This window comes from Pseudoalteromonas sp. 10-33 (assembly GCF_001469195.1).
Classification (GTDB): Bacteria; Pseudomonadota; Gammaproteobacteria; order Enterobacterales; family Alteromonadaceae; genus Pseudoalteromonas.
The window spans coordinates 58,513-85,512 of the sequence record NZ_LOFI01000029.1 but is presented as its reverse complement, the minus strand read 5'-3'; the positions used below and the strand labels follow the sequence as shown (position 1 = coordinate 85,512).

28 protein-coding genes are annotated in these 27,000 nt (G+C 40.5%); 17 read left to right on the top strand and 11 right to left on the bottom strand.

Translation table 11 applies throughout. From position 1 onward, the window contains the following. Window positions 1-32: 32 nt before the first annotated feature. The 4 genes from ATS76_RS18610 to ATS76_RS18600 all read left to right on the top strand — a co-directional run bounded on the left by ATS76_RS18610 (window position 33) and on the right by ATS76_RS18600 (window position 3,486). Complete coding sequence (locus ATS76_RS18610) at window positions 33-623, top strand: uracil-DNA glycosylase family protein (RefSeq protein ID WP_058553283.1); 591 nt, start codon at window positions 33-35, stop codon at window positions 621-623. Between the two features lie 362 nt (window positions 624-985). Then, complete coding sequence (locus ATS76_RS18605; RefSeq protein WP_235590955.1) at window positions 986-2,260, top strand: TonB-dependent receptor; 1,275 nt, start codon at window positions 986-988, stop codon at window positions 2,258-2,260. A 187-nt stretch (window positions 2,261-2,447) separates the two neighbouring features. Then, on the top strand, window positions 2,448-2,609 hold the full coding sequence (locus ATS76_RS19465) for a hypothetical protein (RefSeq protein WP_235590954.1): 162 nt from the start codon (window positions 2,448-2,450) through the stop codon (window positions 2,607-2,609). A 1-nt stretch (window position 2,610) separates the two neighbouring features. Then, on the top strand, window positions 2,611-3,486 hold the full coding sequence (locus ATS76_RS18600) for a bile acid:sodium symporter family protein (protein WP_058553282.1): 876 nt from the start codon (window positions 2,611-2,613) through the stop codon (window positions 3,484-3,486). Window positions 3,487-3,551: 65 nt separating this feature from the next. On the opposite strand, the gene ATS76_RS18595 is transcribed toward ATS76_RS18600, so the two are convergent. Then, window positions 3,552-4,460, bottom strand: a complete 909-nt coding sequence (locus ATS76_RS18595; protein WP_058553281.1) for a LysR family transcriptional regulator — start codon at window positions 4,458-4,460, stop codon at window positions 3,552-3,554. Window positions 4,461-4,575: 115 nt separating this feature from the next. On the opposite strand from ATS76_RS18595, the gene ATS76_RS18590 reads away from it, so the two are divergent. The 8 genes from ATS76_RS18590 to ATS76_RS18555 all read left to right on the top strand — a co-directional run bounded on the left by ATS76_RS18590 (window position 4,576) and on the right by ATS76_RS18555 (window position 14,108). Then, entirely contained in the window at window positions 4,576-5,796 is a 1,221-nt protein-coding gene (locus ATS76_RS18590; RefSeq protein WP_058553280.1) for an acyl-CoA dehydrogenase family protein, read from the top strand. A 9-nt stretch (window positions 5,797-5,805) separates the two neighbouring features. Then, the gene (locus ATS76_RS18585) at window positions 5,806-6,627 is read left to right on the top strand and encodes an SDR family oxidoreductase (RefSeq protein ID WP_058553279.1); all 822 of its coding nucleotides are present in this window, start codon (window positions 5,806-5,808) and stop codon (window positions 6,625-6,627) included. A gap of 12 nt (window positions 6,628-6,639) precedes the next feature. Beyond that, complete coding sequence (locus tag ATS76_RS18580; RefSeq protein WP_058553278.1) at window positions 6,640-7,713, top strand: phosphotransferase family protein; 1,074 nt, start codon at window positions 6,640-6,642, stop codon at window positions 7,711-7,713. Further along, window positions 7,713-8,417: a histidine phosphatase family protein gene (locus tag ATS76_RS18575; protein WP_058553277.1), complete on the top strand. Its 705-nt coding sequence runs from the start codon at window positions 7,713-7,715 to the stop codon at window positions 8,415-8,417. The genes ATS76_RS18580 and ATS76_RS18575 overlap by 1 nt, the downstream gene beginning before the upstream one ends. A 10-nt stretch (window positions 8,418-8,427) precedes the next feature. Further along, window positions 8,428-9,174 carry an SDR family oxidoreductase gene (locus tag ATS76_RS18570; RefSeq protein WP_201023519.1) on the top strand — a complete coding sequence of 249 codons (747 nt, stop codon included), beginning with the start codon at window positions 8,428-8,430 and terminating at the stop codon, window positions 9,172-9,174. A 345-nt stretch (window positions 9,175-9,519) separates the two neighbouring features. Further along, on the top strand, window positions 9,520-10,029 hold the full coding sequence (locus ATS76_RS18565) for a hypothetical protein (RefSeq protein WP_058405391.1): 510 nt from the start codon (window positions 9,520-9,522) through the stop codon (window positions 10,027-10,029). A gap of 95 nt (window positions 10,030-10,124) precedes the next feature. Beyond that, window positions 10,125-10,892, top strand: a complete 768-nt coding sequence (locus tag ATS76_RS18560; protein ID WP_058553275.1) for a fimbrial biogenesis chaperone — start codon at window positions 10,125-10,127, stop codon at window positions 10,890-10,892. Between the two features lie 69 nt (window positions 10,893-10,961). Continuing rightward, the gene (locus tag ATS76_RS18555) at window positions 10,962-14,108 is read left to right on the top strand and encodes an SPOR domain-containing protein (RefSeq protein ID WP_235590953.1); all 3,147 of its coding nucleotides are present in this window, start codon (window positions 10,962-10,964) and stop codon (window positions 14,106-14,108) included. On the opposite strand, the gene ATS76_RS18550 is transcribed toward ATS76_RS18555, so the two are convergent. After that, entirely contained in the window at window positions 14,095-14,430 is a 336-nt protein-coding gene (locus ATS76_RS18550; protein WP_058405440.1) for a hypothetical protein, read from the bottom strand. The genes ATS76_RS18555 and ATS76_RS18550 overlap by 14 nt on opposite strands. Before the next feature lie 131 nt (window positions 14,431-14,561). Then, on the bottom strand, window positions 14,562-15,131 hold the full coding sequence (locus ATS76_RS18545; protein WP_058405389.1) for a hypothetical protein: 570 nt from the start codon (window positions 15,129-15,131) through the stop codon (window positions 14,562-14,564). A gap of 211 nt (window positions 15,132-15,342) precedes the next feature. Here ATS76_RS18545 and arfB point away from each other — a divergent pair, with 211 nt between their 5' ends. Beyond that, window positions 15,343-15,756, top strand: a complete 414-nt coding sequence (gene arfB, locus ATS76_RS18540) for an alternative ribosome rescue aminoacyl-tRNA hydrolase ArfB (RefSeq protein WP_006793276.1) — start codon at window positions 15,343-15,345, stop codon at window positions 15,754-15,756. A 53-nt stretch (window positions 15,757-15,809) separates the two neighbouring features. Here arfB and ATS76_RS18535 read toward each other — a convergent pair whose 3' ends face one another. The 3 genes from ATS76_RS18535 to ATS76_RS18525 form a co-directional block, all read right to left on the bottom strand. Continuing rightward, window positions 15,810-16,694 carry a spermidine synthase gene (locus ATS76_RS18535; RefSeq protein WP_058553273.1) on the bottom strand — a complete coding sequence of 295 codons (885 nt, stop codon included), beginning with the start codon at window positions 16,692-16,694 and terminating at the stop codon, window positions 15,810-15,812. Then, a complete protein-coding gene (locus tag ATS76_RS18530; protein ID WP_058553272.1) occupies window positions 16,687-17,310 on the bottom strand; it encodes a fused MFS/spermidine synthase in 624 nt (207 codons plus the stop codon). The genes ATS76_RS18535 and ATS76_RS18530 overlap by 8 nt, the downstream gene beginning before the upstream one ends. 476 nt (window positions 17,311-17,786) lie before the next feature. Continuing rightward, window positions 17,787-18,662 (bottom strand): LysR family transcriptional regulator, encoded by an 876-nt coding sequence (locus ATS76_RS18525; RefSeq protein WP_058553271.1) that lies wholly within the window; start codon window positions 18,660-18,662, stop codon window positions 17,787-17,789. A gap of 108 nt (window positions 18,663-18,770) precedes the next feature. Here ATS76_RS18525 and ATS76_RS18520 point away from each other — a divergent pair, with 108 nt between their 5' ends. The 3 genes from ATS76_RS18520 (at window position 18,771) to ATS76_RS18510 (ending at window position 20,731) form a co-directional block, all read left to right on the top strand. Beyond that, window positions 18,771-19,451: a hypothetical protein gene (locus tag ATS76_RS18520; protein ID WP_058553270.1), complete on the top strand. Its 681-nt coding sequence runs from the start codon at window positions 18,771-18,773 to the stop codon at window positions 19,449-19,451. A 22-nt stretch (window positions 19,452-19,473) separates the two neighbouring features. Further along, on the top strand, window positions 19,474-19,659 hold the full coding sequence (locus tag ATS76_RS18515; RefSeq protein ID WP_058553269.1) for a hypothetical protein: 186 nt from the start codon (window positions 19,474-19,476) through the stop codon (window positions 19,657-19,659). Window positions 19,660-20,035: 376 nt separating this feature from the next. Further along, window positions 20,036-20,731: a hypothetical protein gene (locus ATS76_RS18510; protein ID WP_058553268.1), complete on the top strand. Its 696-nt coding sequence runs from the start codon at window positions 20,036-20,038 to the stop codon at window positions 20,729-20,731. A gap of 46 nt (window positions 20,732-20,777) precedes the next feature. On the opposite strand, the gene ATS76_RS18505 is transcribed toward ATS76_RS18510, so the two are convergent. Both ATS76_RS18505 and ATS76_RS18500 read right to left on the bottom strand, forming a co-directional pair. Further along, on the bottom strand, window positions 20,778-21,215 hold the full coding sequence (locus tag ATS76_RS18505) for a GNAT family N-acetyltransferase (RefSeq protein ID WP_058553267.1): 438 nt from the start codon (window positions 21,213-21,215) through the stop codon (window positions 20,778-20,780). Between the two features lie 200 nt (window positions 21,216-21,415). Then, window positions 21,416-21,916, bottom strand: coding sequence for a lactoylglutathione lyase family protein (locus ATS76_RS18500; RefSeq protein WP_058553266.1), 501 nt, complete (start codon window positions 21,914-21,916; stop codon window positions 21,416-21,418). Window positions 21,917-22,030: 114 nt separating this feature from the next. On the opposite strand from ATS76_RS18500, the gene ATS76_RS18495 reads away from it, so the two are divergent. After that, window positions 22,031-22,897, top strand: a complete 867-nt coding sequence (locus ATS76_RS18495) for a LysR family transcriptional regulator (RefSeq protein WP_058553265.1) — start codon at window positions 22,031-22,033, stop codon at window positions 22,895-22,897. 36 nt (window positions 22,898-22,933) lie between these two features. Here the strand turns inward: ATS76_RS18495 and ATS76_RS18490 are convergent, their stop codons facing one another. The 3 genes from ATS76_RS18490 to ATS76_RS18480 are packed head-to-tail and all read right to left on the bottom strand — an operon-like array spanning window position 22,934 to window position 26,976. Further along, on the bottom strand, window positions 22,934-24,013 hold the full coding sequence (locus ATS76_RS18490; RefSeq protein ID WP_058553264.1) for a heparan-alpha-glucosaminide N-acetyltransferase domain-containing protein: 1,080 nt from the start codon (window positions 24,011-24,013) through the stop codon (window positions 22,934-22,936). Beyond that, window positions 23,997-24,635, bottom strand: coding sequence for a hypothetical protein (locus tag ATS76_RS18485; protein WP_058553263.1), 639 nt, complete (start codon window positions 24,633-24,635; stop codon window positions 23,997-23,999). The genes ATS76_RS18490 and ATS76_RS18485 overlap by 17 nt, the downstream gene beginning before the upstream one ends. Further along, entirely contained in the window at window positions 24,628-26,976 is a 2,349-nt protein-coding gene (locus tag ATS76_RS18480; RefSeq protein ID WP_058553262.1) for a GNAT family N-acetyltransferase, read from the bottom strand. The genes ATS76_RS18485 and ATS76_RS18480 overlap by 8 nt, the downstream gene beginning before the upstream one ends. Window positions 26,977-27,000: the final 24 nt, after the last annotated feature.

Sequence of the window (27,000 nt, the reverse complement as noted above, 5' to 3'; positions counted from 1 at the left end):
AACAAAATTCAAGCATTTAAGGCCAAATTTATATGGTTCCCATTAATTTAATTGAGCAAGTTAGTAAATGCGTGATCTGTGAACCTCATTTACCGTTAGGTGCTCGCCCCGTTATACAATTGAATGCTAATGCGCGTATTTTAATTGCCGGCCAAGCACCTGGCATAAAAGTACATGAAACTGGCAAGCCCTTTAACGATGCCAGCGGAAACCGCCTACGCGAATGGCTTGGGCTAACACCTGCTGAGTTTTATAACGCTGATAATGTAGCTATATTACCTATGGGCTTTTGCTACCCAGGTAAAGGAAAGTCGGGCGATTTACCCCCACGTAAAGAATGCGCGCCCGCATGGAGAGCGCAATTACTGGCCGCTCTGCCAAATTTAGAACTGACAATAGTGCTTGGTAAATACGCGCAGGCGTATCATTTACCGCATACTAAAAATAGGCCTTTAACCGAGTTAGTAAAATCGTGGCGTGAGTATTGGCCACAATATTTAGTGTTACCGCACCCAAGTCCACGCAATAATATCTGGCTTAAAAAGAATCCGTGGTTTGCACAAGATGTGTTGCCAGAACTTGCTGAGCGCGTTAGTGCAATATTAAACAAAGAGCCACAATGAACAGTTATAAAACACATGGTTATATGCTTGTAAAGGGGCTTTACAGAACCAACGAGCTAAATAAAATTGCTAATCCACAGGTATTTTTTAATCCGCTCTAACTCCGCACTAACCCCATTAAAAACTAAACTTTTTCAGCTCAACTATAAATATTATTAATAGTGCTGAATAAATAAACATCACTGTTATTTATTTTAAGACTCGTCAGTATGAAATAGACGCAAAAATATCCAATAAAAATAACCTCTATAATGGAGTTGCAGCTATGACAACTGAACACACAGTCACACACACGTTTAAATCATGCTTTTTTAAAGCAAAAAGCACTTACTTTATTTACCCTAAGCGCACTCAGTGTGGGCATGGCACAAGCTGCCGAGAATAAGGTAAATAAAAGCGAGCTTGAAACCATCACCGTGACCTCGCAAAAGCGGGTACAATCACTGCAAGATATTCCTACTTCTATCCAAGCGCTTTCGGGTGACTACCTCGAGCAAAACAGCGTTGACGATTTACTCAACCTAAGTGAAAGCCTACCCAACGTACACATTACCGAAAACTCAAGCAGCAAACGTATTTTTGTACGCGGCATAGGCTCGGGTACTAACTCAGGCTTTGAGCAATCGGTTGCTATGGTTAAAGATGGCGTGTACTTAGGGCGCGGACATCAGGCTAAATTTCCATTTTTAGATATGCAGCGCCTTGAGCTTGTTAAAGGCCCGCAGTCGGTTATGTTTGGTAAAAACGCCACGGCAGGTGCATTTAGTATGATCTCAAATTCGCCAACCGATGTGTTTGAGGGCAATGTGTCAGCAGAGTTTGGATCAGATAACGAAAAGCGCTTTACAGGCGTTATAAATATTCCTATTAGCGATGATTTAGCCATACGTATTGCCGCGTTTGACCACTCTGTTGATGGCTTTTTATATAACCAAGCGCGCCAAAGCGATGAGCAATCTAACGAGTCATCAGGCGCACGTTTATCAATAGATTGGCAAATAAACGATGATATAAGCGCATTATTTAAATGGGAACACGGTGAGTTTGAATCGCATGGCTCGCGCTATCAATATATTATTGATACACCCAACCGCGATTTACAAATAGCGAATGACCCTACTAACCCAGGCAATGTTGGCTACCGCTCACTTTTATTAAGTGATAACTCAGGCCTTGATTATACAAGTTCGGTATCGGGCAATGGCCACCCCGGTGGGCTAAATGAGCAAAGTAAAACCACGCTTGATAACGCTTCACTGCAACTAACCTATAACCATGGCGAATACGAATTTACCTCTGTAACTACGTATAGTGAGTACGATTGGGACTCAACCTTTGACGCCGACTTTTCAGAAGTCCCCCTTATAAAACAAGATTACTTAGAAAACTATAACCAATTTACGCAAGAGTTTAGGGTCAGTTCGCCAACAGGGCGCACGCTTGAATACGTTGCGGGTATTTTTTATATGAACAGCGAGCTTGAGCATCCAAACGATATTTTATTTGGCGCATCGTTACTTATTCCTCAGTTGCCTGGCACATCACTGGGCGTAAATGCCCTGTTTGATCAAGACCAAAAAAGCTACTCAGCATTTACAGCTCTTACGTGGAATGTAAACGCGCAATGGCGCGCTTAACCTTGATGAGCTCACCACGTATGTTAGTACCCACGTACCTGAACGAGCTTCAATTCCTAAAGCTATTTATATAATTGATGAAATACCGCTTACTGCCGTAGGTAAAATTTATAAACCCGAACTGGTTTGCCTCGAAATAAAACAAACCATTACAGAGGCACTTAACGAGCATTTAAACAACAAAACCGTGCAAATAAATGTATTTGCTGATAAAAAGTTAGGCATAAAAGCCACAATTTCAGTTAAAGAAGATGAGTTAAACGCGCTGCAACAACACATAAAAACGCTGCTAACCCCGTACTCATTTAACTACGAAGTATTGGCATTAAAAACAACAGAGGCCGCCTAATTTGAACGCATCATTTTTAACAGAAATCATACTCCCCCTCGCGCTTGCCCTTATTATGTTTGGCATGGGGCTTGGGCTTACACTTGGCGACTTTACTCGGCTTTTTAAAAAGCCCGTAGCAATTGCTATGGGCTTGGTGGGTCAAATTATTGCCATGCCGCTACTGGCTTTAGGCTTATGCTATTTACTTAATTTACCCACACCAATTGCAATAGGGTTAATGATTTTAGCCGCGTGCCCAGGCGGTACTATGTCAAATGTGGTGAGCCAACTGGCAAAGGCTAATTTAGCGCTGTCGGTAAGCTTAACCGCGGCCTCAACCGCTATTAGCATTATTACCACACCGTTTATTATTGGTTTTGCCATGCACCAATTTGCCCCGCAAACTGATGCCAGTTTTTCTATATTAACCACATCACTTGGGCTATTTTTAATTACCTTAGTACCGGTAGCAATAGGCATAAGCCTGCGCCATTTTAAAAGCGAATTTGCGATTAAAAGCGAGCCGTTTTTTAGGCGTTTTTCGTTATTTTTTATGCTCGCCATGATAGCCGCACTCGTAATAAAAGAGCGCGCATTACTGGTAAGCTCGTTTAACGATGTATTTTGGGCGTGTATAGCGCTTAATATTGGCTCAATGATTATTGGTTTGCTCATAGCAAAACTTTCAAACCTTAACCTTACCGATTCGCTTACACTGGGTATTGAGGTAGGGATTCAAAACGCATCGCTGGCTATTTTAATTGCTATAAGCTTTTTAAATAAGCCCGAATACGCAGTAACAGGCGGCGTATATGGCCTAGCCATGTTTATAGGCCCACTGTTATTAATTGCTGCGCTAAAAATTAAAAACAAACGCGCACTAATTACGTTATAACCCCTTAAATAATGCTTACAAAGCGCCAAACTTAGCCTGCTAAGTTTGGCACTTTTTTGTATAAATTAACGCTTAAATATATTTTCTACTTGGCTACGTAGCCACATTAGAGCGTCGTCTTTATCGGTATTTTGGTGCCAATATAAATGCTGATAAATAGCAGGCATAGTGGTCGGTACGGGCCGTGCTGTTAGCGTGTCGTCTAGCAATTGGCTTGCAACCATTGAGGGCAGGGTGAGTAAAAATGGCGAGTTTTTAATTACCTCTTTCGCCGCAAAATACGTTTGGCAACGCATGGCTACCTCGCGATTAAAGCTTAGCTGCAATAAGGCTATGTCTTCAATTACGGTGCCGGTGGCTCTGTTTGAAACCGCTACATGCTTAGCGCTTAAGTAATTTTCTATATTTAACTTATTTTTTAGCGGGTGATTTTTTTTTAGTAATACACAAAAGTGATCGCTTGAAAGCACAGCATGGCTAATAGGCGCTTTTATTGGCCGCGCTACATCTATCGCCATATCAATTTGATGATTGGCCAATTGCTTGTGCATGTCGTCACGGTTTAGCTTAACGCTTGCAAGGCTTGCGTTAGGGGCGTGTTTTGCAATTATTAACTGCAACTTTGGCAGCACTATGGGCTCAATGGCATCGTGCAGGGCTATTTTAAAGGTTTGCGCGGTGGTGGCTAGGTCAAAATCGCCACAGGCTTGCAGCACCTGGCGTAACTTTTCGAGTAAATCTATTAGCGCTGGTGCCATGCGCTGACACGCAGGAGTGGGCAGCATGAGTTGCCCTTGGCGCTCAAATAACGGATCGTTCAATACACTGCGCAGGCGTTTTATAGCATGGCTTACCGCTGAAGGCGTTATATACAGCACCTTTGCGGTTTCGCTCATGTTTTTTTCTCTGTAGAGGCATTCAAAAATTTTAAGTAAATTTAAGTCTAACTGCTGAATATTTTTAGCTTCAATCATTATTACCTGCTTATACTATGAATACTATTCACACTTAATTGGTAATATATTTCATTTAATTCATTGGGGCGAATGTTTTATGCTGGGTTAACTAAAAAATAAACAGGCAACCCTAATGAACTTTGAGCCAAGCCAAAAAAGCCAAAACTACCTAAAGCGTGTTACCGCCTTTATGGATGAACACGTATTGCCTATAGAGCAAGCGGTCGTTGCGCATAATCACGCAAAAAATAATTCAAACGACTGGACTACTTGGCAGCTAAGTGAGCACATTGAGCCATTAAAAGCGAAAGCGAAAGCCGCTGGCCTGTGGAACTTATTTTTACCCGATGCAGCGCTAGCACAGGGCTTAACCTGCCTAGAGTACGCCCCTATTGCAGAGCAAATGGGTAAATGTTTATTTGCCTCAGAAATATTTAACTGTAACGCCCCAGACACCGGCAATATGGAAGTGCTGTATCACTTTGCAAATGATGAGCAAAAACAGCAATGGTTAACGCCTTTATTAAATGGCGATATTCGCTCAGTATTTGCCATGACCGAGCCCGATGTAGCCTCGTCAGATGCCACAAACATGCAAGCAACTATAGATGTTGATAGCGACGAACTCATTTTAAATGGCAAAAAATGGTGGACCACCGGCCTTGGCCACCCCAATGCGCAGGTAGCTATTTTTATGGGGCTTTCTAACCCCGAAAACAATAAACATAGCCAGCACTCCATGGTACTTGTGCCGCTAAATACACCCGGCGTAAATATTAAACGCATGCTAAGTGCCTGTGGCGATTTTGATGCCCCCTACGGCCATGGCGAAATGGAATTTAATAACGTGCGTGTACCAAAACAAAACCTTATTTTAGGGTTAGGCAAAGGCTTTGCTATTGCACAAGGGCGTTTAGGGCCTGGGCGAATTCATCACTGTATGCGCGCAATTGGCGCTGCAGAGCGCTGTTTAGAGCTAATGATTAAACGTGGGCTTTCGCGCAGCGCCTTTGGTAAACCGTTACTTAAACTGGGCGGCAATTTAGAACGCGTTGCGCAGGCGCGTATGGCAATAGATCAAGCCCGTTTATTAACACTGCACGCCGCATGGAAAATAGACACCCAAGGCGTTAAACACGCCATGACCGAAATATCGAGCATAAAAGTTGTGGTGCCAAATATGCTGCAAATGGTCTCTGATATGGCCATACAGGTATTTGGTGGCGCGGGGGTGTCGAGCGACTTTCCTATTGCCTCGTTTAATGCAATGGGGCGAATTTTACGCCTTGCTGATGGCCCAGACGAAGTACACATGGGCATGGTTTCGCGCCTCGAACTTAACAAATACCGCTAAGGCAACACCATGAAAACAAAATTAATAATAACAGGTGGAGCCACAGGACTTGGCAAAGCATTAGCACTTAGTTACGCGAGTAATTTGGGCGCAAACTTACAAATTTGTATTGCCGATATAAACGCCGAACGCGCAGCCGTAACTATTAACGAGCTACAAGCATTAAAAGCCGATGCCTTTTTTTACGCCTGCGATGTAACAAAACAAGCCGATGTAAAGGGGCTTTACAATTTTATTCAAACCAAGTGGCAAGGCGTGGATATTGTTATAAATAATGCAGGCGTTGCAACCGGCGGCTCGCTTGAGGGCGAATCGCTTGAGCAATGGCAGTGGATTATGGATATTAATTTGCTCTCTATGGTGCGGGTGTGCCAAACGTTTTACCCGCTATTTAAGCAACAAGGCAGTGGCTACTTTATTAATGTAGCGTCACAAGCAGGGCTTACACCTATTCCGTTTATGAGCAGTTATAACGCAGTAAAAGCGGCAGTTATTGGCTTTAGCGAAACCCTAAAACTTGAACTTGCCTACGACAATATAGATGTAAGCGTAGTGTGCCCCAGCTTTTTTAAAACTAACCTTGATGAATCTATGCGCACCAGCGAACCGGCTATGAAAACTATGCTAAACCGCGCCTTTGAGCGCTCTCCCATTAACGCCGAGCAAGTTGCAGATATTATTTATAAGCAGTCACTTAAACGCCCATTTTTAATTTTGACCCATAAATTAGGTAAACAGGCCTTTTTAATGAAAAAACTACTCCCCGTTGAGTGGTACATTAAAAACATGCTGAAAAAAACACGCTCTATGCAACGTTTAAAATCAAAATAATAAAGGCTAACAATGAACACACAATTATTAGATCAAGCCAAAAGCGTGCGCCAAGGCGAAGAGCTCGACACCCAAAAAGTAAATGCCTGGCTTAAACAACACATTGCACAGTTTACTGGCGAGCCAAACGTTACACAATACGCAGGGGGCGCGTCAAACTGGACCTACTGCCTAGACTACCCAGAGCAATCGCTTATTTTGCGCCGTGCCCCCAAAGGTACAAAAGCCAAAGGCGCTCACGATATGGGCCGCGAGTTTAAATTACAGCAGGCGCTAAAACCGGTTTACAGTTACGTACCTACTATGCAAGCGTTTTGCGATGATGAAAGCATACTTGGCACCGACTTTTACGTTATGGAAAAGCTTACGGGTATTATTCCGCGTAAAAACTTGCCGCGCGGATTAACGGTAACGCCCGAGCGCACCAAACAGCTGTGCGAAAACGTACTCGACTGCCTGGTAGAGCTACACAAAGTAGATTACAAACAAGCCAATTTAAGCCATTTAGGTAAAGGCGAAGGGTACACGCAGCGCCAAATTAGCGGCTGGAGCGAGCGTTTTACTAAAGCTAAAACATGGAACGTACCAAGCGGTAAAAAAGTAATTAAATGGCTTGAAAACAATATGCCAAGCCACGAGCGCATTTGTATAACGCATAACGACTTTAGGTTTGATAACGTTGTACTTGATGCCACCGACTACACCAAAGTATTGGGTATTTTAGACTGGGAGCTTGCCACCCTTGGCGACCCATTAATGGATTTAGGCAACACATTGGCTTACTGGGTAGAACCCGGCGATGACTTTTTAGCCCAAGCCACGCGCCGCCAACCTACCCATTTAGAGGGCATGCTAACGCGTAAAGAAGTAGTGGCCTATTACTGTAAAAAAATGGATATAACGGTAGATGACTTTACCTTTTACGAAGTGTACGGGCTATTTAGGCTTGCAGGCATTGTGCAGCAAATTTATTACCGCTATCACCATGGGCAAACTAAAAACCCCGCCTTTAAAAACTTTTGGGTGTTTGTACATTACCTTTTGTGGCGCTGTAATAAAGCCATTAAAAATCAAGGAAAAGCCTAATGTGTATTTTATATTTAGTGCGCCATGGGCAGGCCAGTTTTTCGGCTGATAATTACGATATGCTCTCAGAAAAAGGACAGCAGCAAGCCACATTATTGGGTGAGTATTTAGCACAAAAGCAGCTAACGCCCGATGTGGTATTTGCAGGGAGTATGCTACGCCATAATCAAACCGCAGAGCTAAGTTTAGCCAGTATTAATAATACGCCAGTGGTAATAAACGATCCGCGTTTAAACGAGTACGATCACGAACACATTTTAGCGGTTTATAACCCAGAGCTTGCCACCCCAAGCCAAGTACGAGCTGCACTTAGTAAGCAAGCCGACCCAATGGAATATTTTAAAACGGTATTTATTAGCGCCATTGAGCAGTGGGTACTCAACCCCGATAGCACATTATACAACGAAAGCTTTAATGCATTTACTGCGCGTGTACTGGGTGCACTTGAGCAAATAGCCAATGAAAACCACGGTAAAAAAGTACTTATTTATACCTCTGGCGGGCCTATTAGCATTATTACCAGCCATTTAATGGGGCTAAAACTCGAGCACTTTATTGATATAAATTGGAGCTTAGTAAACGCAGGCGTAACCAAAGTAGTCGCGCGCGGCAAAGGGGCAAACCGTCAATTAGGCATTAGCAGCTTAAACGAGCATCACTTTTTAGAGTGCCACCCACAACAAAAATTAATTACATATACCTAAGGATTTAATTATGCGCAAAAATATACTCATAACAGGTGCAAGTTCAGGCTTAGGCAAAGGTATGGCAAAAGAGTTTGCAAAACAAGGCTGTAACCTTGCTTTATGTGCTCGGCGCTTTGAGCTGCTAGAGCAACTAAAAAGCGAGCTTGAACAGGTAAACCCTAATATAACCATTAGTATAAAAGTGCTTGATGTTAACGATCACGACCAAGTGTTTAGCGTATTTAACGCCTTTAAAGAAGAGCTTAACGGCCTTGATAGAGTAATTATAAATGCAGGTATGGGTAAAGGTGCCTCTATTGGTACGGGTTATTTTAATGCTAATAAACAAACCGCACAAACCAACTTTGTAGCCGCCCTTGCCCAGGCTGAGGCCGCAATGGAAATTTTTAGAGCGCAAAACTATGGCCATTTAGTGACTATTTCGTCTATTAGTGCGGTACGGGGTTTTAGGCGCGCCATGACCGTTTACGCAGCCACTAAAGCGGCCATTACCTCATTAAGCGAGGGCATACGCATAGATGTAATGCACACACCTATAAAAGTAAGCTGTGTACACCCAGGCTTTATAAGAAGCGAAATAAACGAAAAAGTAAAAACAGTGCCGTTTATTGTTGATACCGAAACCGGCTGCAAAGCACTGGTAAAAGCCATTAACAAAGAAAAAGCCAACAGCTTTGTGCCAACCTGGCCGTGGGCGTTTTTACATTGGGTTTTACGCATAGTGCCTTTAAGTACACTTCGTAAAATGTCGTAGCGCTAGTTGATAGAATAATGTAATAGTTTAATGGCCTAAAAAATAATGCTTAGGCCACTCCACTATTGCGATTACTAAATTAAAAAGTTAACAAAATAGTTTGCACTCTTCATCCTAAACTCAACAAACCACATGCAACCGCTTAATTTTTATACCGAATAGAAATTAAAACCCTCAAAAACCAATACTTTTTAATCATTTATTGTTTCCAAAAGCGCAATATGTTAATTATTTATTTCAAACAGGTACATACTATGTTTAAATTGCCGCAATGGAATAAAATACTTATAAATAAGACCGCACACGGAGGTAAATAAAATAATAAACATTTAAAATGGTAAAATTATGAATAAAAAAATCCTTGCAGCTTCAGCCTTATTAGCTATTTCATCTACTTCTTTATTAGCATCTAACCAAACATTTCAAGCAAGTGTAAATGGTTGGAGCGAGCCAACGTTTGCAGAAAATAGCGCATTACACTTTGGTAAAATTCGTTTAGCAACAGGCTCTACGTGTACAATGGATAATGCTGGCGCAATTACGGGTGACTGTGATGCATCAGATGCAAACATTCAACTAGGTGCATTAACTGTTTCAGGATTAGCGCCAAATTCTGCGATGAACATCACTGTTTCAGGTAGCTCTAGCAGCAATCTAACATTTGCTCCAGTAACAACTGCAACCGATAGTACAACAACTGTAACAACTGCTGACGGCGTAGCATCAGCATTTACGACTGATGCCAGTGCAACAGATATTGGTATTAACGTATACGGCGCTATGAACGTAGATACAGCACTTACAGCTGGTGCAAGCTACACAGTAGATTACACTGTAGATGTATCTTTTCAGTAATAAGCACTATGTAGTTAGTAAATAATAACTAACTACACGCATAATGTGGGGGTATTACCCCACATGTTATATGTTTTATGAATTAGTTGACTCCCATGACTTTTAAATTTTTTTGTTGGGCCGCTCTGTGCTTAACATTACTACTTCCCCAAATTTGTAGTGCCAACCTTGCTTTGTCTGAATACCGTTTATACTTTGATGGACGTACAAAAAACAATTCTTTAATGATCAGAAATACGTCTGACAAAAATCTCGACTTTAAACTAGAGATCACCCACAAAGACATGACTGAAGAAGGCGCGTTAATAGATGTTTCGCCCAAACAAGTTGAAGGTCGCTCAGCTAAAGACATGTTGAGGTTTTCGCCCAGACGCGGAAAAATTGCTCCTAAAGGCATGCAAGCAATAAGAATGACTGTGCGAAAAAAAGCACAACTCCCTGCGGGAGAGTACCGAGCTGTTTTAAGAATTATCGCTTCTGAATCTCAAAACCCTAATTCAACAGGTATCAGCATACGCCCTAAAGTTGCTTACAGCGTGCCTGTTATTGTTCGCCATGGGCAATTAGAAGCCGATTCGAAGTTAATAAACCCGCAGCTAATAACTCAAAATGGGCATCCAACCCTTACATTTTGGCAAACATTAACCGGTAATCGTTCTGTGTATGGTAATTTTGAACTCGTTAATAGCGACAACTTACCTGTTGGTGAATTAACAAACGTCGCTGTTTATACCCCTTTGTCGCGTCGTAAAGTGTATATAACACTTCAAGAACCTATATCAGGGCCGCTCACTTTAAAATATAAAGAAAACGCTTTATATGGCGGAAATATTGAGCTGGCTATCCCTGTAAATATTCAATAAAACGTGTTTAAACCACGCGCATATTGTTGTAGCGCTTTAATTAGCTTACTGATTATTTTATTTTTTATAGTGCCTACAACTACACATGCAACACAACTATTGCCTCTTTATCAATGGCCTATTGATGAAGAGGCATTTGTGATCGTCAATGTAAGAGTTAATGGTCGTTCTGTTGTATCTGACTTAGAGGCCTACTACACGCAAACAAATAAACTTTTGCTGCCTGTTAGTGCATTAAAATCGACAATGGGAATTAGTTTTAAAATTACCCAAAGCGAATTAATAGCCACCCTTGACGATTCAAAGCACACTTTAAATATCCCAATTAAAGAAGCAAATACCTCGCAATTAAACGATACATTGTGGGCGCGTGATGATTACGATCATTATGTTGAGTTGTCGGTTATTAATACACTTTTAAAAACCGAGGCTGTTTTTGATTACTCACTCATGCAGGTGTCTTTTGTAAGTTCATTAGTCAGCGAACAAAGCAATAAAGCGACACCTTACTCAAGCAAAAAACAAGTTTTAAAACCCGCGTACGAACACGTTATTGACGATGAGTATCAAACACTCACTTACCCTGTATCTGAATACGCGCTTTCTGCTAGCTATCGCAACAAACAAAACCGCTACAAGGGCTTAATAAGGCTTAATAGTTACTTTGATTTATTTCATCATAAAGCGGAGATCCGATTTAATAAAAACGAGAACACTGCCAATACCTTTTTTAAAGTGAGTAAAGACTTTAACCTAACTTCGCAAGATCACTCTCTTGAGCGTATACACTATCAAATAGGTGACATTCAATCGCAATCAGATCCACTTATTGCAGGTGCAAGCCAGGGTATGGGGTTTTATATTTCTAATGCCAATCCACACTCTACACAAAACTTTTCAGCTATTACCATTGAAGAACCGGCCTTACCAGGCTGGCAAGCCGAGCTGTACCGAAACGGTCAATTTATAGCAACCACACAAGCAAACGATAATAATTTGGTGACCTTTACCGATATTGAAACGTTTTACGGAAACAACATTTTTGAAATTAAACTTTTCGGTCCGCAAGGGGAGCAAATAACACGGACCCAAAAATATACCATAGGCTTAGACGCCCTATCGCCAGGAAAAATCAGTTATCAGGTTGAGTTAATAAATTCAGATAAAAGCGTATTTGGTCAAGCGGCATCTAACAACTCCCCCTTTAGCAACTCTTTTAAGAGTATTGTTTCCTATGGGGTTAACGATAACGTCACGTTTGACGCACAACTAACCCACTTAAATGGTGATAAAAATAGCAATGGTTATATCTCTTCTGGGCTTAATATACTGTCTGAACATGGTAGCTATCGCTTATTAGCAACTAATCAACTTGAGGCGGGGCATGCTCTTTTTGCAGGCTTTAGGGGCCTACTTTCAAACGATTTATACAACGACATAAACGTAAATATTGAGTACAGCCTATTAAATAATTTTTCGAGCGCGTTATATTTACCACAAAGTACTATTCTTAAAAATAAGCTACTTCTGAGCTTAAATGGTAAAACGAGTATGTTTGATTCGTTAAATTGGACTATGAGGTGGCAAAACGAAAAGCGCCAAAACACTGCTGCTAAAAATACGTACTCGTTTGGTATTAATAATAATTTTGTAGGCGGCACTTGGGCAAGCCGACTTTTTTATAACGATGAGAATAACGAACTAACCAATCAGCTTTACGCATCAATCGATATTGACTCCTGGAAGTTAACAAACACACTAGACTGGATGCCCTCAAATGGGAGCGATATTGTTAGCTTAAGCAGTAATTTACGTTGGCCTCAAACTCAAGACACTTTTAACCAAACACAAATTTCATATAACCCAAGCTTGGCAGCAAGTACCAAACTGAGTCATCAATATACTTATCGACACGACGCGTTTAACGTGCAACTTTCGGGGCAATATGACAGTCATGGCGATTGGCTTTTATCGTTTGGTTTAAATGGTACATTTAGCTTTGATCACCTAAAAACAGGTTTTGTATTTGATACTCCCAGGGCGCTGAGTGCCGGGCAAATAGAAGCCTCTTCGTTTATTGATTGGAACGAAAATCAACTATTTGATGACGGCGATGAGCCACTCCAAGATGTAAAGTTTACGGGTAACTACCAATGGCGAGATAAATATACAAATAGCGATGGAAAAATTTTGTTACCCAGTAGCCATGGCGGACAAATTTTAGATGTAGATTTACGCTCTTTGCCTAACCCTTATTTACAGCCAACACGCAGAAAAATTAAAACAAACGCCCACAGGGGAGGGCAAACTAAAGTTAGCATACCTATGGTGATATTTAATGAGGTGGAAGGGACCGTTTATATTTCAGTTAATGGAATGAGCAAACCTGCTGCAGGTATTACTGTGAACTTACACGACAAAGATTCAGATAAAACATACAGCACAGTGACCGAATACGATGGTTACTATTATTTTGCCAATATAACGCAGGGTGAATACACTCTTTCTGTTCAAAACACAAACACTAACACCTCTCAACTGAGTGTTAAAAACTTACCAGAGCATATCATTACCTCTAAAACCGGTGACACCATAATATTACAAGACATTGTACTGCACACTCAAAGCTCTTCGATGCTTGCCAGCACACCTAAAGCGCCAGTAATAAACGCAAATAACACTGCGTATTTTGTTCAATTAGGCGTGTTTAAGCAGTTTGAATCAGCACTTATTGTTGCTAATAAAGTAGATTGGAATAAATACCCATTGAGGTTATACAAACATCAAAATCGAGATAACTACTATTTAGTAGCTGGCCCCTATTCAAATGCTAAAAAGGCGCAAACAACTATTAATGCGGTTTATTCAACCCCAGCTCTTTATGGAAGTTTTATGGTTGATGCGAGGCGCTATGCCTCTTTGGATTGGCAGCTAATGGGCTTATGGGAAACCGAAAAAGCGAACAAAGCAACGCTATATTTTTGCCAATATGCAGCTTACACCTCTAAAAAGTCGCTAAAAACTCATGTGCTAAACGCAAACCCATCCTTGTTTGTTCTTGATAAAAATATAAAAGGTAAAAAACACTTGTTAATGCTTTCTGGCCCACATAAACCGCAACAACAAGATGCATGCGATACAAACATCAGTAAGCAAATAAAAGAACTTGCCACACCAATAAAAAAATCGTGGGAAAGTATTGTTACTTTAAGGTAGTAAAGTAATGCTCGCTAATATTTCCATTACTATCGGCATAAGATTCGCATTTTATTTCACAGCGCGCGCCCGCTGACTCTGCAATCCAATTTGATTTTTGTTCACGCTTTAAATAACAAGCAGAATAAAAAGCATCTTCTTTTTGAGCTGAAATAACTGTGCAACGCGCATAGTTTCCCAGCTTTAATTCTTTTATAGGGAAGTGCTGCTCTTGAGCTATAACGCCTGCGCTAAATGTTTTGCTTGATTTAGCAAGCGCAAACACCGAAAAGTAGGCACTGCAAAATAACAATATACTTACCACTACGTACCACGTTTTCATAAAGTCAAACCCAAATAAAACATACCTAAATTGTAGAACTAAATAAGCTTTATGCACTTATTTTAGGCATTAAAAAAGGTGGCAAATGCCACCTTAAAGTGTTTATTAACTTAACGAGAACTCTGGTTAACTTATAAAAGTGCAAACAACTTTTTAAGCTGTGGCATGTATTCACTTACTAATGCCAAGTTGCTCTCGCTAACAAGAGGTTCGTTTGTATCAGCAGCGCTTGACGCATTACCTAACGACCCCATTAACGATGTAGCGCCTTTATCTTTAGCGCTTTTCATGCTTTGAAAGCCACCCATTAGTGAATTTGCTGTTGCTTTATTTTCATCAGACAAACCCGATTTAAGATTTTCTATGTACGCCATAGACACTTCTGAACCAACAGTAATTAACTGCTCAGGCGTAAACCCGTAGCGAGTAGTGACACTCGCAAAACTTTTATACAATGATTGCTCTTTGATCATGTTAAGGGCTGTATTTGCAAGCGCACCTTGTTCTGCTGTAGTTTGATCTGCGGTTGCGCCTAGCATGCTACCTAAGTCAACGTTTTTTAACGCATCTTGCGAGCTCGCCCAGCTTGTAACAGCAGGTAGAGCTTTCATGTAGCTTTGTAAGTCACCCTCGGTGATATCTTTAGCAAAACCAGAAAAGCTCATCGCTAACAAGCTCAGTGATACAAGTAATTTTTTCATGCAGGTACTTCCTATTATCGAAAATCGATTATTATATTAGGCCCGTATAAGGGCTGCGCAATTAAAAACTAAATAATTGCATATGCCAATCTAAACTTGTCTATTGGCGTCATTGTTTACTCAACTTAGCATTAACAGTCCATTAGGCTTATTCACCCTAAGTCAATGTACAAATGGTACAATGCATTTTTAACAACGGAAACTGAACGCAATGTTAACAATTTCAAATACAGTCACTATTGATGAGTGGGAATTAGAGCTCACCGCTATTCGTTCTCAGGGTGCCGGTGGCCAAAACGTTAACAAAGTAGCCAGCGCCATTCATTTACGTTTTGATATTAATCGCTCTAAATTACCTGACTTTTACAAAGAACGTTTACTTGCTTTAAACGATTCGAGGATCACCAAAGAGGGGGTTCTCATCATTAAAGCACAAAGCCACCGTACTCAAGAGCTCAACCGCGAAGACGCGTTAAAACGTTTAAAAGATCTCATATTAAGCGCAACAAAGGTTAACAAAGCCCGCCGCGCAACCAAGCCAAGCCGTAACTCGCAGCGTAAACGCATGGATAAAAAAACCAAACATGGCCAAACAAAAGCACTGCGCGGTAATATTAAGTTTTAACAAAAAACCTAAATGGCTGCGCCTAACAACACAATGGTTAAGCGCATTGCATATTAAAAGTTAAGTAGGTTAGCAGGGGAGTATTGATCGGTCAGTATTTTGGTATTTTTAGGCCAATCTTGACTGTTTTTTGTGTACTGAATGTAATTGCTTATGGCGTTTATATCTACATCATATTTTTTAAGCTTTGACTCAAGCGCTTTAGCACGTTCGTTAAGTTGCGCCTGTGTTGGCATAGTTTTAATGCCCGCTAAAATAATACGGTTGCTTCGATTAGCGCGGCTTACATTAATGAAATCGCCAAATACGCTGTGGTACGTTGCCGACTCATGCTCGTATAACTTGCTGCTCGAAAACGTATTAGCAGCAATCACGCCCCCATCAGCCAGTACGCTTTGTACTTCTTCAAAAAACTCTTTGGTAAGCAAATGCTCAGGAATGTAATCGCCATTGAATGCATCAAGAATGATCCAATCGTACTTTTGCTTTTTAATAGCCGCGCGTTTTATAAATATACGGCCGTCTTGCACGCTTGATGTCACGTTATCGGTTTCTATAAAATTAAAGTAATCGCGGGCTACTTTTAATACTGCCGGATCTATTTCAACATTATGAATTTTAGCGCCAGGGTAAAGTTCATGAATAACATTAGAAAGCGTGCCCCCGCCAAGCCCAATAATTAACACGTTTTTAGGATTTTCGGTTACTAACAAGCTCGCAAAAGTAAGCTTGGTGTAGTTAAATACGAGCTTGTCGGGGTCGTTTTTGTACATGCAACTTTGACTTGTTTGGCTACTTTTAGTGTTAAATTTTAGGCAACGTAAGTCGCGAGTTTCATCAACAATTATATTTCGATACAAAGAGCGTTCTTCATGAATGACCTCGCTCATTGCTGCACCCGAAAAGACGCAAGCAGCTAACAATAAATATTTAAGCATGTGCCAACTCCTTATTACCAGCAAAGCTATTAACAACAATAGCAAGTACGCCAAGTGAGCCAAGCGTTAAAGCAAAGGCGCTAATAATGGTGTTTACATCAAACGCGAGTACAAAATAAAACGAAGTAATAATAGTTCCTAAGGCACTACCCAGCGTGCTTACAAAATATAAAATACCCGCAACTTGGCCGCTTTTTTCGCTGTCGGTAACCAATAACCTTACTGAGTAAGGCGAAATCATGCCTAAAATAATGGTTGGAATAAAAAATAAAGCCGTAGAGGCGAGTAAAGAGCCATAACGGCTGTCTTCAATATGAGTAAAAATAAATTCCATTATAGGCTCAGCAAACAATGTAATAGGCACAACCATAATACTCGCCACTAAAAATATTAATCCGTATTTTGTTAGCGACGCATTTTTTGTACTCAGCTTACCGCCAAGCAAATAGCCAAACGACAAACTAAGCATAAATACAGTAATAATACTGCCCCAAATATGTACACTACTGCCAAAGTAAGGCGCTAAAATACGCCCTCCTAAAAGTTCAATCCCCATAATGCAAAAGCCACTGCAAAAGGCTAAAAAGTAAATCAAAGCGTTTGTTTTTAAAGTCATGTTTTTATCGTTATGTAACTATAAGTAGATCACCATACTAACGTGATGCCACCAGAGTCGCCAGTGTAATAATTAGCCGTTTGCAGGAATAAAAAAGAGTATTGCTTATTAATTTGTTATGCTATTATTTTGTTACAATATAACATAATTTATTTGTTGTGTTGTCGGTTAATTGTAGTTGTATATTTTCGCTTAATTACGTGACCTACTTTGATGCTAAAAAAATGTGTTGATAGCTAGCTAAAAAATTTACTATTTAATTGTTCTAGGCAATTGCTCCTGCATTGCTGTACCTTCTGCATCCTGCAGTCGTAAATGAAAATTTTTAACGCAAGTAGCGCCACCTTTAGCCCGCAAAGTGATGAAGTATTATTGCGAATTACTATTTTTAACCACCTTACTTATTTTGTAATGTAGTTTTCATCCTAAAGCGCTTTAGTGTAGTGGCTAAAGCGCTTTATTTATTAGGCCTCATTTTATAAAGCGTGCATAAGTTTATTAAGCCAACCATCGGCCTTTGATGGCTTATATATCATTACAATGCTTTCACTGCAGTCACTGTTAACCCCCTTTACAGTTAATTTTGTAAGCCCTAAATCGTCAATTACAAAGTTAGGTAAATACGCTAACGCCAAGCCACTTTGTACCACCTCTATTAATGCACTATAGTCACTACATCTAAATACAATATTGCGCGGGGCCATGTGATCTTGCCAGCCGTCGGAGCCTATACCTTGCTCTAAGCCGCATAACGGCGAAAACAAAGGGCATGCAAAAGCCGTATGCAGTAGTTGGTTTTTACCAAGCGTTAATGCACCTTGTTGTACTAGCTGATGCGAAGCATGCGCTGCCACACTAAACCCAGTATTAAATACATCAACCGCAACTAAATTAGTATGTGAGCTATTATTTAGTGCCTCGCGAGTTACTAGCGCAATATGCGCCGAGCCAGATGCAACTTGGCTTATGGCTTCACCTTCAAATACATTATTAATACGCACCGAGCAGGGCAGTTGGCTAAGAGGTGTAAGCAGCTTTTTAAGGCCACTTTTAAGTAAAATAGCTGGGCCTGCAATAACCGCATTAAATTTATGATTATCGCTTTTAAAGCGGCTAGTAAGCTGCTGGTAATTATGAACTAAATCGCTACTGTGCCTAACAAACTCTTTGCCTTTATCATTAAGTACTAAGGTTTTACCCACACGGTTAAACAGCTCCGTGGCTAAGTTTGCCTCAACCTTTTTTAGCGTTTTAGAAAGCGCCCCTGGGGTAATATTAAAATGCTTAGCGGTTGTATGCAGGTTTTGCGAACTCGCCATATGAATTACTTTTTCAATGTCATCTATATGCATAGCGCCAAACCGTATTGATTAAAAGGAAACAACTAACAACTTATTATCGATTATTTATACATAAAAACCAGCTTATAGTAACGCTATATTTATTTTTGAGCATTAACCATGAAGCACATACTGCTAATTTTTATTTTATTTTCAAGCGTAGCACTAGCAAGCGACCCTCAGCACAAGGCACACAACACACATAAAGCCTACAGCTATGTGGGCTTTCATGTCATGGCGCTTATATTAGCCGGCGATAAAGTACTGGCTAGCCACATGCCTTTATACGCCCCTCCACACGACTACCAAATAGTGTACGAAGTAACTACCAATGACACCCATCTTAAAATAATCAAAAAAGCACTGAACGAGTCACTAAAAAAACAAACTCAGATCACTATTTTACCAACCAAATTTGATTTGAATTTATTAATAAATAAGCTGACACCCACTTTAAATACTACAGTGTTTAATGGCCATTTTGAGCGCGGAGGTACGGCTTTGTTTTCGACAAAGCTGACCTTTAAAAATCCGTTATATGTAAGAAGGCTCGCTATAACACAACCTGAAAAAGAAGAGTTTGATTTAATAAAGGTTACAGCAGAGCAGGGAGTGGTAATTCATAAAATACAAAGTAAACCAAATTATGACTCACTCAGTTTAGTAGCACTAACTAACGGGAAATATAATGGCAAGTTAAAATGTAATGCACCGGTAACAATAGCGCTTGCCAGTAAGCTGAAGACCTGTTTTAAAAGCGCCCCAAGCTATTTAGAAACTAGCGATTTTGCAGTTAATTAATTTATAAATAACCCTATATACAATGACAGCCACTGCTAAATATTGCCATACACAACACACCATTTGGCAGGAGCAAGCGTTATCGGGCACTGCTCGCATCAGCGCCAATAACACAAATACGCGACGCATCAACCCCAGTAAGCCAAGCTGCATTACTTGGCTTACTGGCGCACAAGTCGCTATGCCAAAAGCTGATATTAAAGACTAGGTAAATGGCCCACTCACATCCACCTAGCTTGATACACACGTTGCAAATATAGACGTGAGCAGTATTTAAAAAAATATTGTAGCGTGACGTGTAGTGGTTGATACTTGAAGTTAGCGTTTCGACTGATAGTCATAACGGCATGACAGGCTGTTATGAGCGAATTATAGTCATTCAGTTGAGTCATCATTTGTTTAGTAATAATAAGAGGAAACTTTCCTCTTTTTTACATGTTTATATAAGCTACTGAGAGCATAATATATATGGTAATAACTTATAGTATTTGTTATTAATATGAGCTCACAACATTAGGATGTCTTCGCGCTAAAATAGGGAAAGTGTCTTCTAATAAAACTGTTAGCAATAACAAGGATGTCTCTTGAAATACCTTACCATTATTGCACTCATATTATCTTTCAATTCATTTCCTAATGTATTCGAAAAGATAAATTGTGACTCTTATGAACCTACTAAATATCTTAATAAAACAGTATTAAAAGGTACTGTTAAAAGTGAGGTTACAGAGGTTGGCGTAAAAGAGTTTCTGGAATCTACACAAAATGATTCAAAGCCAAGAATATGGAAGCTTGAACTTTTGGATAGAGCGACAGGTAAGTACAAAAAGTCTTTTCCTAGAAGCTCACCTTACTCCGATGAACAAACGGCTATTGAGCACCAAATAATACAACCACATGTAGTTATACACTTGGGGAAAAAGAGCATCACAGGTAGTAATAATGGTGAATTCGGAGGTGAGTTACTTTTAATCGATGAAAACGATAAGATCACACTCATCAAACGTATGAATGTAGAAGATATTTTTGAAATGCCTTTCGGTTTAGTTGTCACATCAGGCTTAGCTCATTTATCGTGGAATTATGGTGATATTCATTTCATAAACTCAGATTTTGAAATTGAAAAGTTATATAGCTTAGTCGGTATGCCCGTATCAACATGGCATCTGGAAAGTGGCGCTCTTCTTATTAATAGTTACCCATCGGGCTCTCAGGTTTTAACTAAGAATGGCTATATGAAACGTGTGCAATGTATTGCTAACAAGGCAAAGTACAACTAAACCAGTAATAAGATGCTTCATAAAAATCCCTTTTTAATAATTAAAATTATAGCTTAATAATCGCTAACATATCGTCGTCATCCTCATCGAGGCCAACTTCTTCAAACCCAAAGCTTGAATAAAAATCTTTAGCAACAGGGTTTTGCGGGTTATAACAAATCTCGATTTGTTCAAGCTTAGAAGTTGTTTTAATCTCTTCAATAGCCATGGATAGTGCTTTGCGCCCAATGCCTTTATTTTGATGGGTTTGATCAACCATAAAGCGCCAAATAGAAACCTTTGTAGGGGTTTCTTGTACCCACATAAAAAAGCCAACAGGTGTACTATTTAAGTAAATCGCTTTACAGGTATACCCGCTATTATAGTGCGCCTCAACTAACGACCACATATTACATGCTACGTATTCTTCTTGTGTTTTAGCAACCTCTAAATCGCATATGGCTTCGTAGTTATCAGCGGTGATGTCTTCCAATGACAGTTTCATGTTTTTCCTTTTGTACAAATTTGTAGAATGAGTAAGCTATCAGTGTATGTACCTATAATCAACAAATGAAGAGGTTGGTTTTTTATCCTACCTATAGATGAGCCCAATTAATAATCTGCATACCATTTAAAAACAAAAAGGCCACAGTAATAAATACTGCGGCCTTTGTTTGTAGCTAAGCTTTTTTAAATGAGCTAAGTTTAGTAAGCGCCTGCGCTGTAAATAAGCTCGTAGCTGTGGCTGTAAATCTCAAGGATGTTACCAAACGGGTCTTCCATGTAGATCATGCGGTACGGCTTTTCGCCAGGGTAGTAATAACGTGGCTCTGGCATACGTTTTTTACCACCTGCAGCAACAATACGATCCGCTAAGCCTTCAACATCTGGGTCTTGTACACAGAAATGAAAGATACCGGTTTTCCAGTATTCAAAGTTGTCTTTAGGGTTTTCTTGGTTTTTAAATTCGAAAATTTCGACACCAATACGATCCCCTGTAGATAGGTGCGCTATTTTGAATTTTTCCCACTTTTCGCCAAATACTTCTGTACACATTTCGCCAATTGGGCTTTTGTCTTCGGTAATTAAAGTCGGTTTCATTATTGTGTACCAACCCATAACCTTAGTGTAAAACTCGACTGCTTTTTCAACGTCGGGAACCGAAATACCAATGTGCGAAAAACTACGTGGATATGTATGACTCATAATACTTCCTCTTTAACTTGTGACTTATCTTGTGAATAGTTGATGGAGTTAGTTTACGAATTGAACAATATTAAGTAAAATTATCATTAATCATCATTTTGAGTACGTTTTGTAATGATAAATCCAACATGGTTAAACACGTTTTGTACTTTGGTTGAGGTAAATCATTTTACCCAAACCGCCGAGCGTCTTTTTATGACCCAATCGGGCGTAAGTCAGCACATTAAAAAGCTAGAGCAGCAAGTAAACTGCGCGCTATTAGAGCGCCACGGCAAACAATTTACCCTTACCGTACATGGGCAAAACTTGTATCAACAAGGCAGCTTGTTATTAAAGGAATGGCAATTTTTAGAACAACAATTAAAAGATGATTCGCCTTACAGCGGCTTGGTAAAAATACAATCGCCTGGTAGTTGTGGGCTACAATTTTATAGCCAATTATTAGCGCTGCAGGCAAAGCATACCGAGCTTAATATTGATTATCGCTTTGCACCCAATACAAGTGTAGAGCAAGCTGTGGCAAACCACAGTGCCGACATAGGCTTTTTAACTCAAGCTCCGACGCTTAGCGAAGTTACCAGCCACAAAATTGGTAAAGAAGCCTTATTACTTGTCACCCCCGCACATATTAAAAACCCAACGTGGGGGGTCTTATGTGAGCTTGGCTTTATTGGCCACCCCGATGCAAAACACCACGCACAGCTCCTACTAAGCGAAAACTACAGTGAGTTTGAACATGTTGATCAAATTAAACGCACGGGGTTTTCTAACCAGATAAGTTTAATACTGGAGCCGGTAAGTTTAGGGCTAGGTTTTACGGTTTTACCTGCGCATGCCGTTAGCGCATTTAATAAACCTGCGCTAATTAAAACGCACCACTTAGCTAATCCGATTAGCGAAAATATTTATGTGTGTCACCATCGTAATAGGCCAATGGCAAAGCGCATGAATACAGTAATTGAAGCAATAAAAGCGAACTAGGGTGCTTTTATTGCAGCCGTAAAGCCCCTTTACAACTTAAGCTGTGCGCTTAGGCTTTTGCTTAATTGCGAGTATGTTTTGCTTAGTTTGCAAATACACTTTGTGCACTGCAAAGGTTAGTAAACCCATAAGGCCCATTAAGCACAGTGTTGGACATAGTGACTGAGTATGATAACCAAACACGCCCATAAGCCAGCAAATTAGCACCCATTGAATAACATACAAAGCAGTTACATGTTTGCTCGCATACAAAAGAGCGCGGGTAATAGGGCCGTTGAATTTATTAGCAAACACATACTCTATTACCGCTAATCCAAATAAATTTAAACCGATTAAATAAATAATACCGCCGCCATTTAAATGAAAAAAGTTGCCAAACTGTCCCTTAAAATCAGCAATAAGCCAAGCAGTACCAATAATTAATAATGCAGCACCTAACTTTGCGCACACACTATATAAGTACGCAGCATTATGCTTGCTATTTATGTATAAACGCCCAAGCACGTAGCCGGTTAATATAGCGCTTATCCACGGAAATACCGGAAAATATACTTGGTAGTTATTAGCAAAAAACAAATCGCTAATATAAGGCGAAAGCGCAAACTGCTGGCCCCTTACAAACTGGCTTACAAGTGCAATAGCAACGGCTAAAAAAGCAATCCATGCGGTTTTCCAACGGGCAATATTAAGCGCACCAAACAGCAATAAGCTAACCCCGGCAAGTTGTAAAATATCACCCGTTAGCACCATAAATTGTAACTGCCCAGCACTGAGCGGGCTTTGCCAGCCATACGCATTTATAAATGCCTCAGGCATGGTATTAAATATCTCAATGGGTAACCAAAACTTTGCCGCATTCATTAAATAGGCAAGTAGTAAAAGCTGTATGCCGCGCTTAATTAACAGCAGGGGTGTTTGCCTGCGCGAAAGGGCCATAGATAGCCCCATTGCCACCAAAAACGAGGCTGTGCCTTTGCCAAGTATATGAATAACAGCGCCAAATAGGCTCTCACTTTGAAGCGTTGTGCTCGAGTACATCCATAAAGTGTGGACTAAAATCATAATAAAAACGCTCGCACCTCGGGCAAGGTCAATCGTTTTAAGACGTGTGTTCATTGGTTTTAATATCCTTTTTTGGGCAGGTTTGGCATTTGTTATAACCTGCTAAATAATAACGACAGCACGTTAAGCGCTTAGGCGTTAATTTAAATGGGGTGTGTAAATTAAAGTGATTACTGATTAAATTGTGTAGCTGTTGATGGCAATGTGTAATGTGCTCAGCACTTGCTAAATTTAAGCTATGAGCGCGCTCAAATGCGCTGTTAAGCGTGTCGATTAACAACCGGCCTTGCTCTTTTGTACCCAGCGCATACTTGGTATTTATCCACTTTCCTACACAGCTTACAAATTCAACAAGTGCATTATTTTGCTCAGCTTGACTTAATAAAGGCACGCCTGTAAGGGTAAACCCTCGGCTATACGCGCCGCTTATTTTTAACTGTAACTGCATTGGATCATGCGCGTTGTGTTTGCACGTATGCCAATAACAATAGGCATAAATAGCTTGCCAACAAAGCTGCAAATATAAATGCCGGCTAATAAATTGCGTAGGCGGATGGGGGTAATGCGCCTTGCAATGAACCGCTAATTTGAGCACTAAATCTAAGCTTGGATGAGCCGCATCAACCGGCTCATTTGGGCAAAATAGAAAGTGTGAAAGGGTGTGAGGCTTAGCCATACAGCTTTGCCGATACCGGGTTATATAAACTCCCGGCAAACTGTAAGCTGCCTGCGGGGTCGGTTAAATCAACCATTTGCTTATTATTGCCTAGCTGTAAGCGGTTTAAGCAAGAGTGTGCAAATTCATCACTAAAAAAGTCATACTCTTTAAAACGCGCATTTAAGGCAGGGTTGGCTTGTTGATACGCGTTTACACTTTGCGCAACGCCGTGCCAAAAGTCGTGCTCGGTAATGCGCTCTTCTCTTACTAAAATAGCCACTAGGTATCTAAAAAAGCAGTCAAATACATCGGTAAATATGCTCAGTAACTCAAGCTCTTTTGGCATAGCAATATGAATACGCGAAACTTCCTCAGGTAAAGACTCAGTGCTATTAAGCAGCGCGACTTCTTCGCCTATGTCTTTCATGTAGGCGCCCACAGGGACTGAATTTTTAAGCTTTAAAATGAGGTTTTCGCCGTGGGGCATAAACACTAATTTATGGGCATAAAAACAATGCACTAAGGGAATAAGGTAGGCGCTAAAATAGCTTTGCAGCCAAGCATGTGTGCTTAAACCGCTTTGATCTATTAATGCACCTGCCATACTTTTACCCTTGTTATCTAGGTGCAGCAATGCGGCCATGGTGGTTAGCTGTTCATTATTTTGTAAATTATGGTTTGGGTTTTCGCGCCATAAACACGCAAACATTTTACGATACGGCGTATCACCGAGTGCACTTTGCTCAAAGGTGTGATGCGCATACCCTAAAGTGGCGTACTCTCTAAGTGCTGTAAAGCTACACGCGCTAAGTGTTGGGTCGTGGTTTACTTTATTAAACACCCAATCATTTATGGCCGGAGTAACCGCCATATAAGCGCGCGAAAGCCCGCGCATAAAGCCCATATTTAAAATAGACAGCGCCACTTTTAAATAAGGTTTATGCGGGTGCGAGCAGTTATATAACGTACGAATAGATTGCTGCGCTTGATATAAATCGTCGCCTTCACCTAAATACACTAAGCGGTTATTGGCTAACTCGTTGGCAAACACCACACTTAATTTATGCTGGTACTGCCACGGATGGGCCGGCATAAATACGTAGTCGTCGGGGTTAAGATTTTGCGCTTTTAGCGCTTTGTTAAACGCATCACGAGTGATTAAATCAAGCTCGCCACTAATATGGCTCGGATAATCGCTAAAGTATTCACTATAAGCAAAATCACATACTGTTTTGTGCGCCGCTAACCACAGCACTTTAAACGGTTTGCCCACTTCTGGCGCATAGCGTAAAAAGTCGCTTTTGCTAAAACCAATTCGGCCATTATTAGCCACAAACGCAGGGTGGCCTTCGCTCATTGCAGCCTCTATTTGTTGCAGCCCTAATTTCGCAAGTTCGGCTGCGCTAAGCGTGTTGTTTTCACGTTTATAACAGGCACTGGCAAGTGTGGCATTAAGCTCTTCGAGGTAGGTGGCTAAACGCTCGCCAGTTAAACCCAGCGCAGGGCCTTGCACACTAAAAAAGTGCAGTACATCAAGCGCTACTTGCTCATTGTTAAGGTTATAAAAACATAAGCTTGGCTCGTCTATATCTATGTGGTTAAGCGCCATAGCGCGGCCATTAAATATAAAGTAACCCCCTTCAATATTGACTTTAAAACCGTGTGGGGTTTGCTCAGCAACCAATAAGCGCTCGTGTACAAACTCGCTAATGGCTTTACTTTGTAAGTGCCTGTTTGCCCACTGCCAGTGATCAAACTTTACATAGTCGGTGTTTATTGGCGTTTGCGATTTGTAATGTAAATCAACATGCGTTTCAAACGCGGCTTTATTACAAAATCCAAGGTATGCGTTTTTATCACCCAGGGTTATTTGCTTAGTATGCACAAAGCCTAAACGCTTATTTAAGGTATGAATTTTACTATTGGCAGTATCGGGCTCTACCACTACCCGCGCATTATCGTTATGGGTAAAAATACTGTGCAATACGCACTGCATTATTTCAAAACTAAAATGGCGTTTAGACTTTGTATTTGGGGCAAGTAAAATATGCATGCCCGTATCGTTTGGCATTACCTCATAGGCGGCTGCGAGTAGCTTGTCGTGCTTTGGGCTGTAAAGCTCAACAAGGGCAAGCAGCTCATTATTTTGTTCAATAACATACGCATGATGATGTGGGTTGTTAATTATATCTTGGAAGGCGTTGCACATTTGCTCGGGTGTGTGTTTACTCATACCCCAAAAATGCGCATAAGGTAGAGTAAGCCACTGGCAAATAATAGGCATGTCGCTTTGCTGTAGTAACCGCATAGTTACATTACCTGTGTGTTGTAACGTGGTTACAAAAGATGAAAAATACATAAAAACTCCTAAATCTTTTTAATT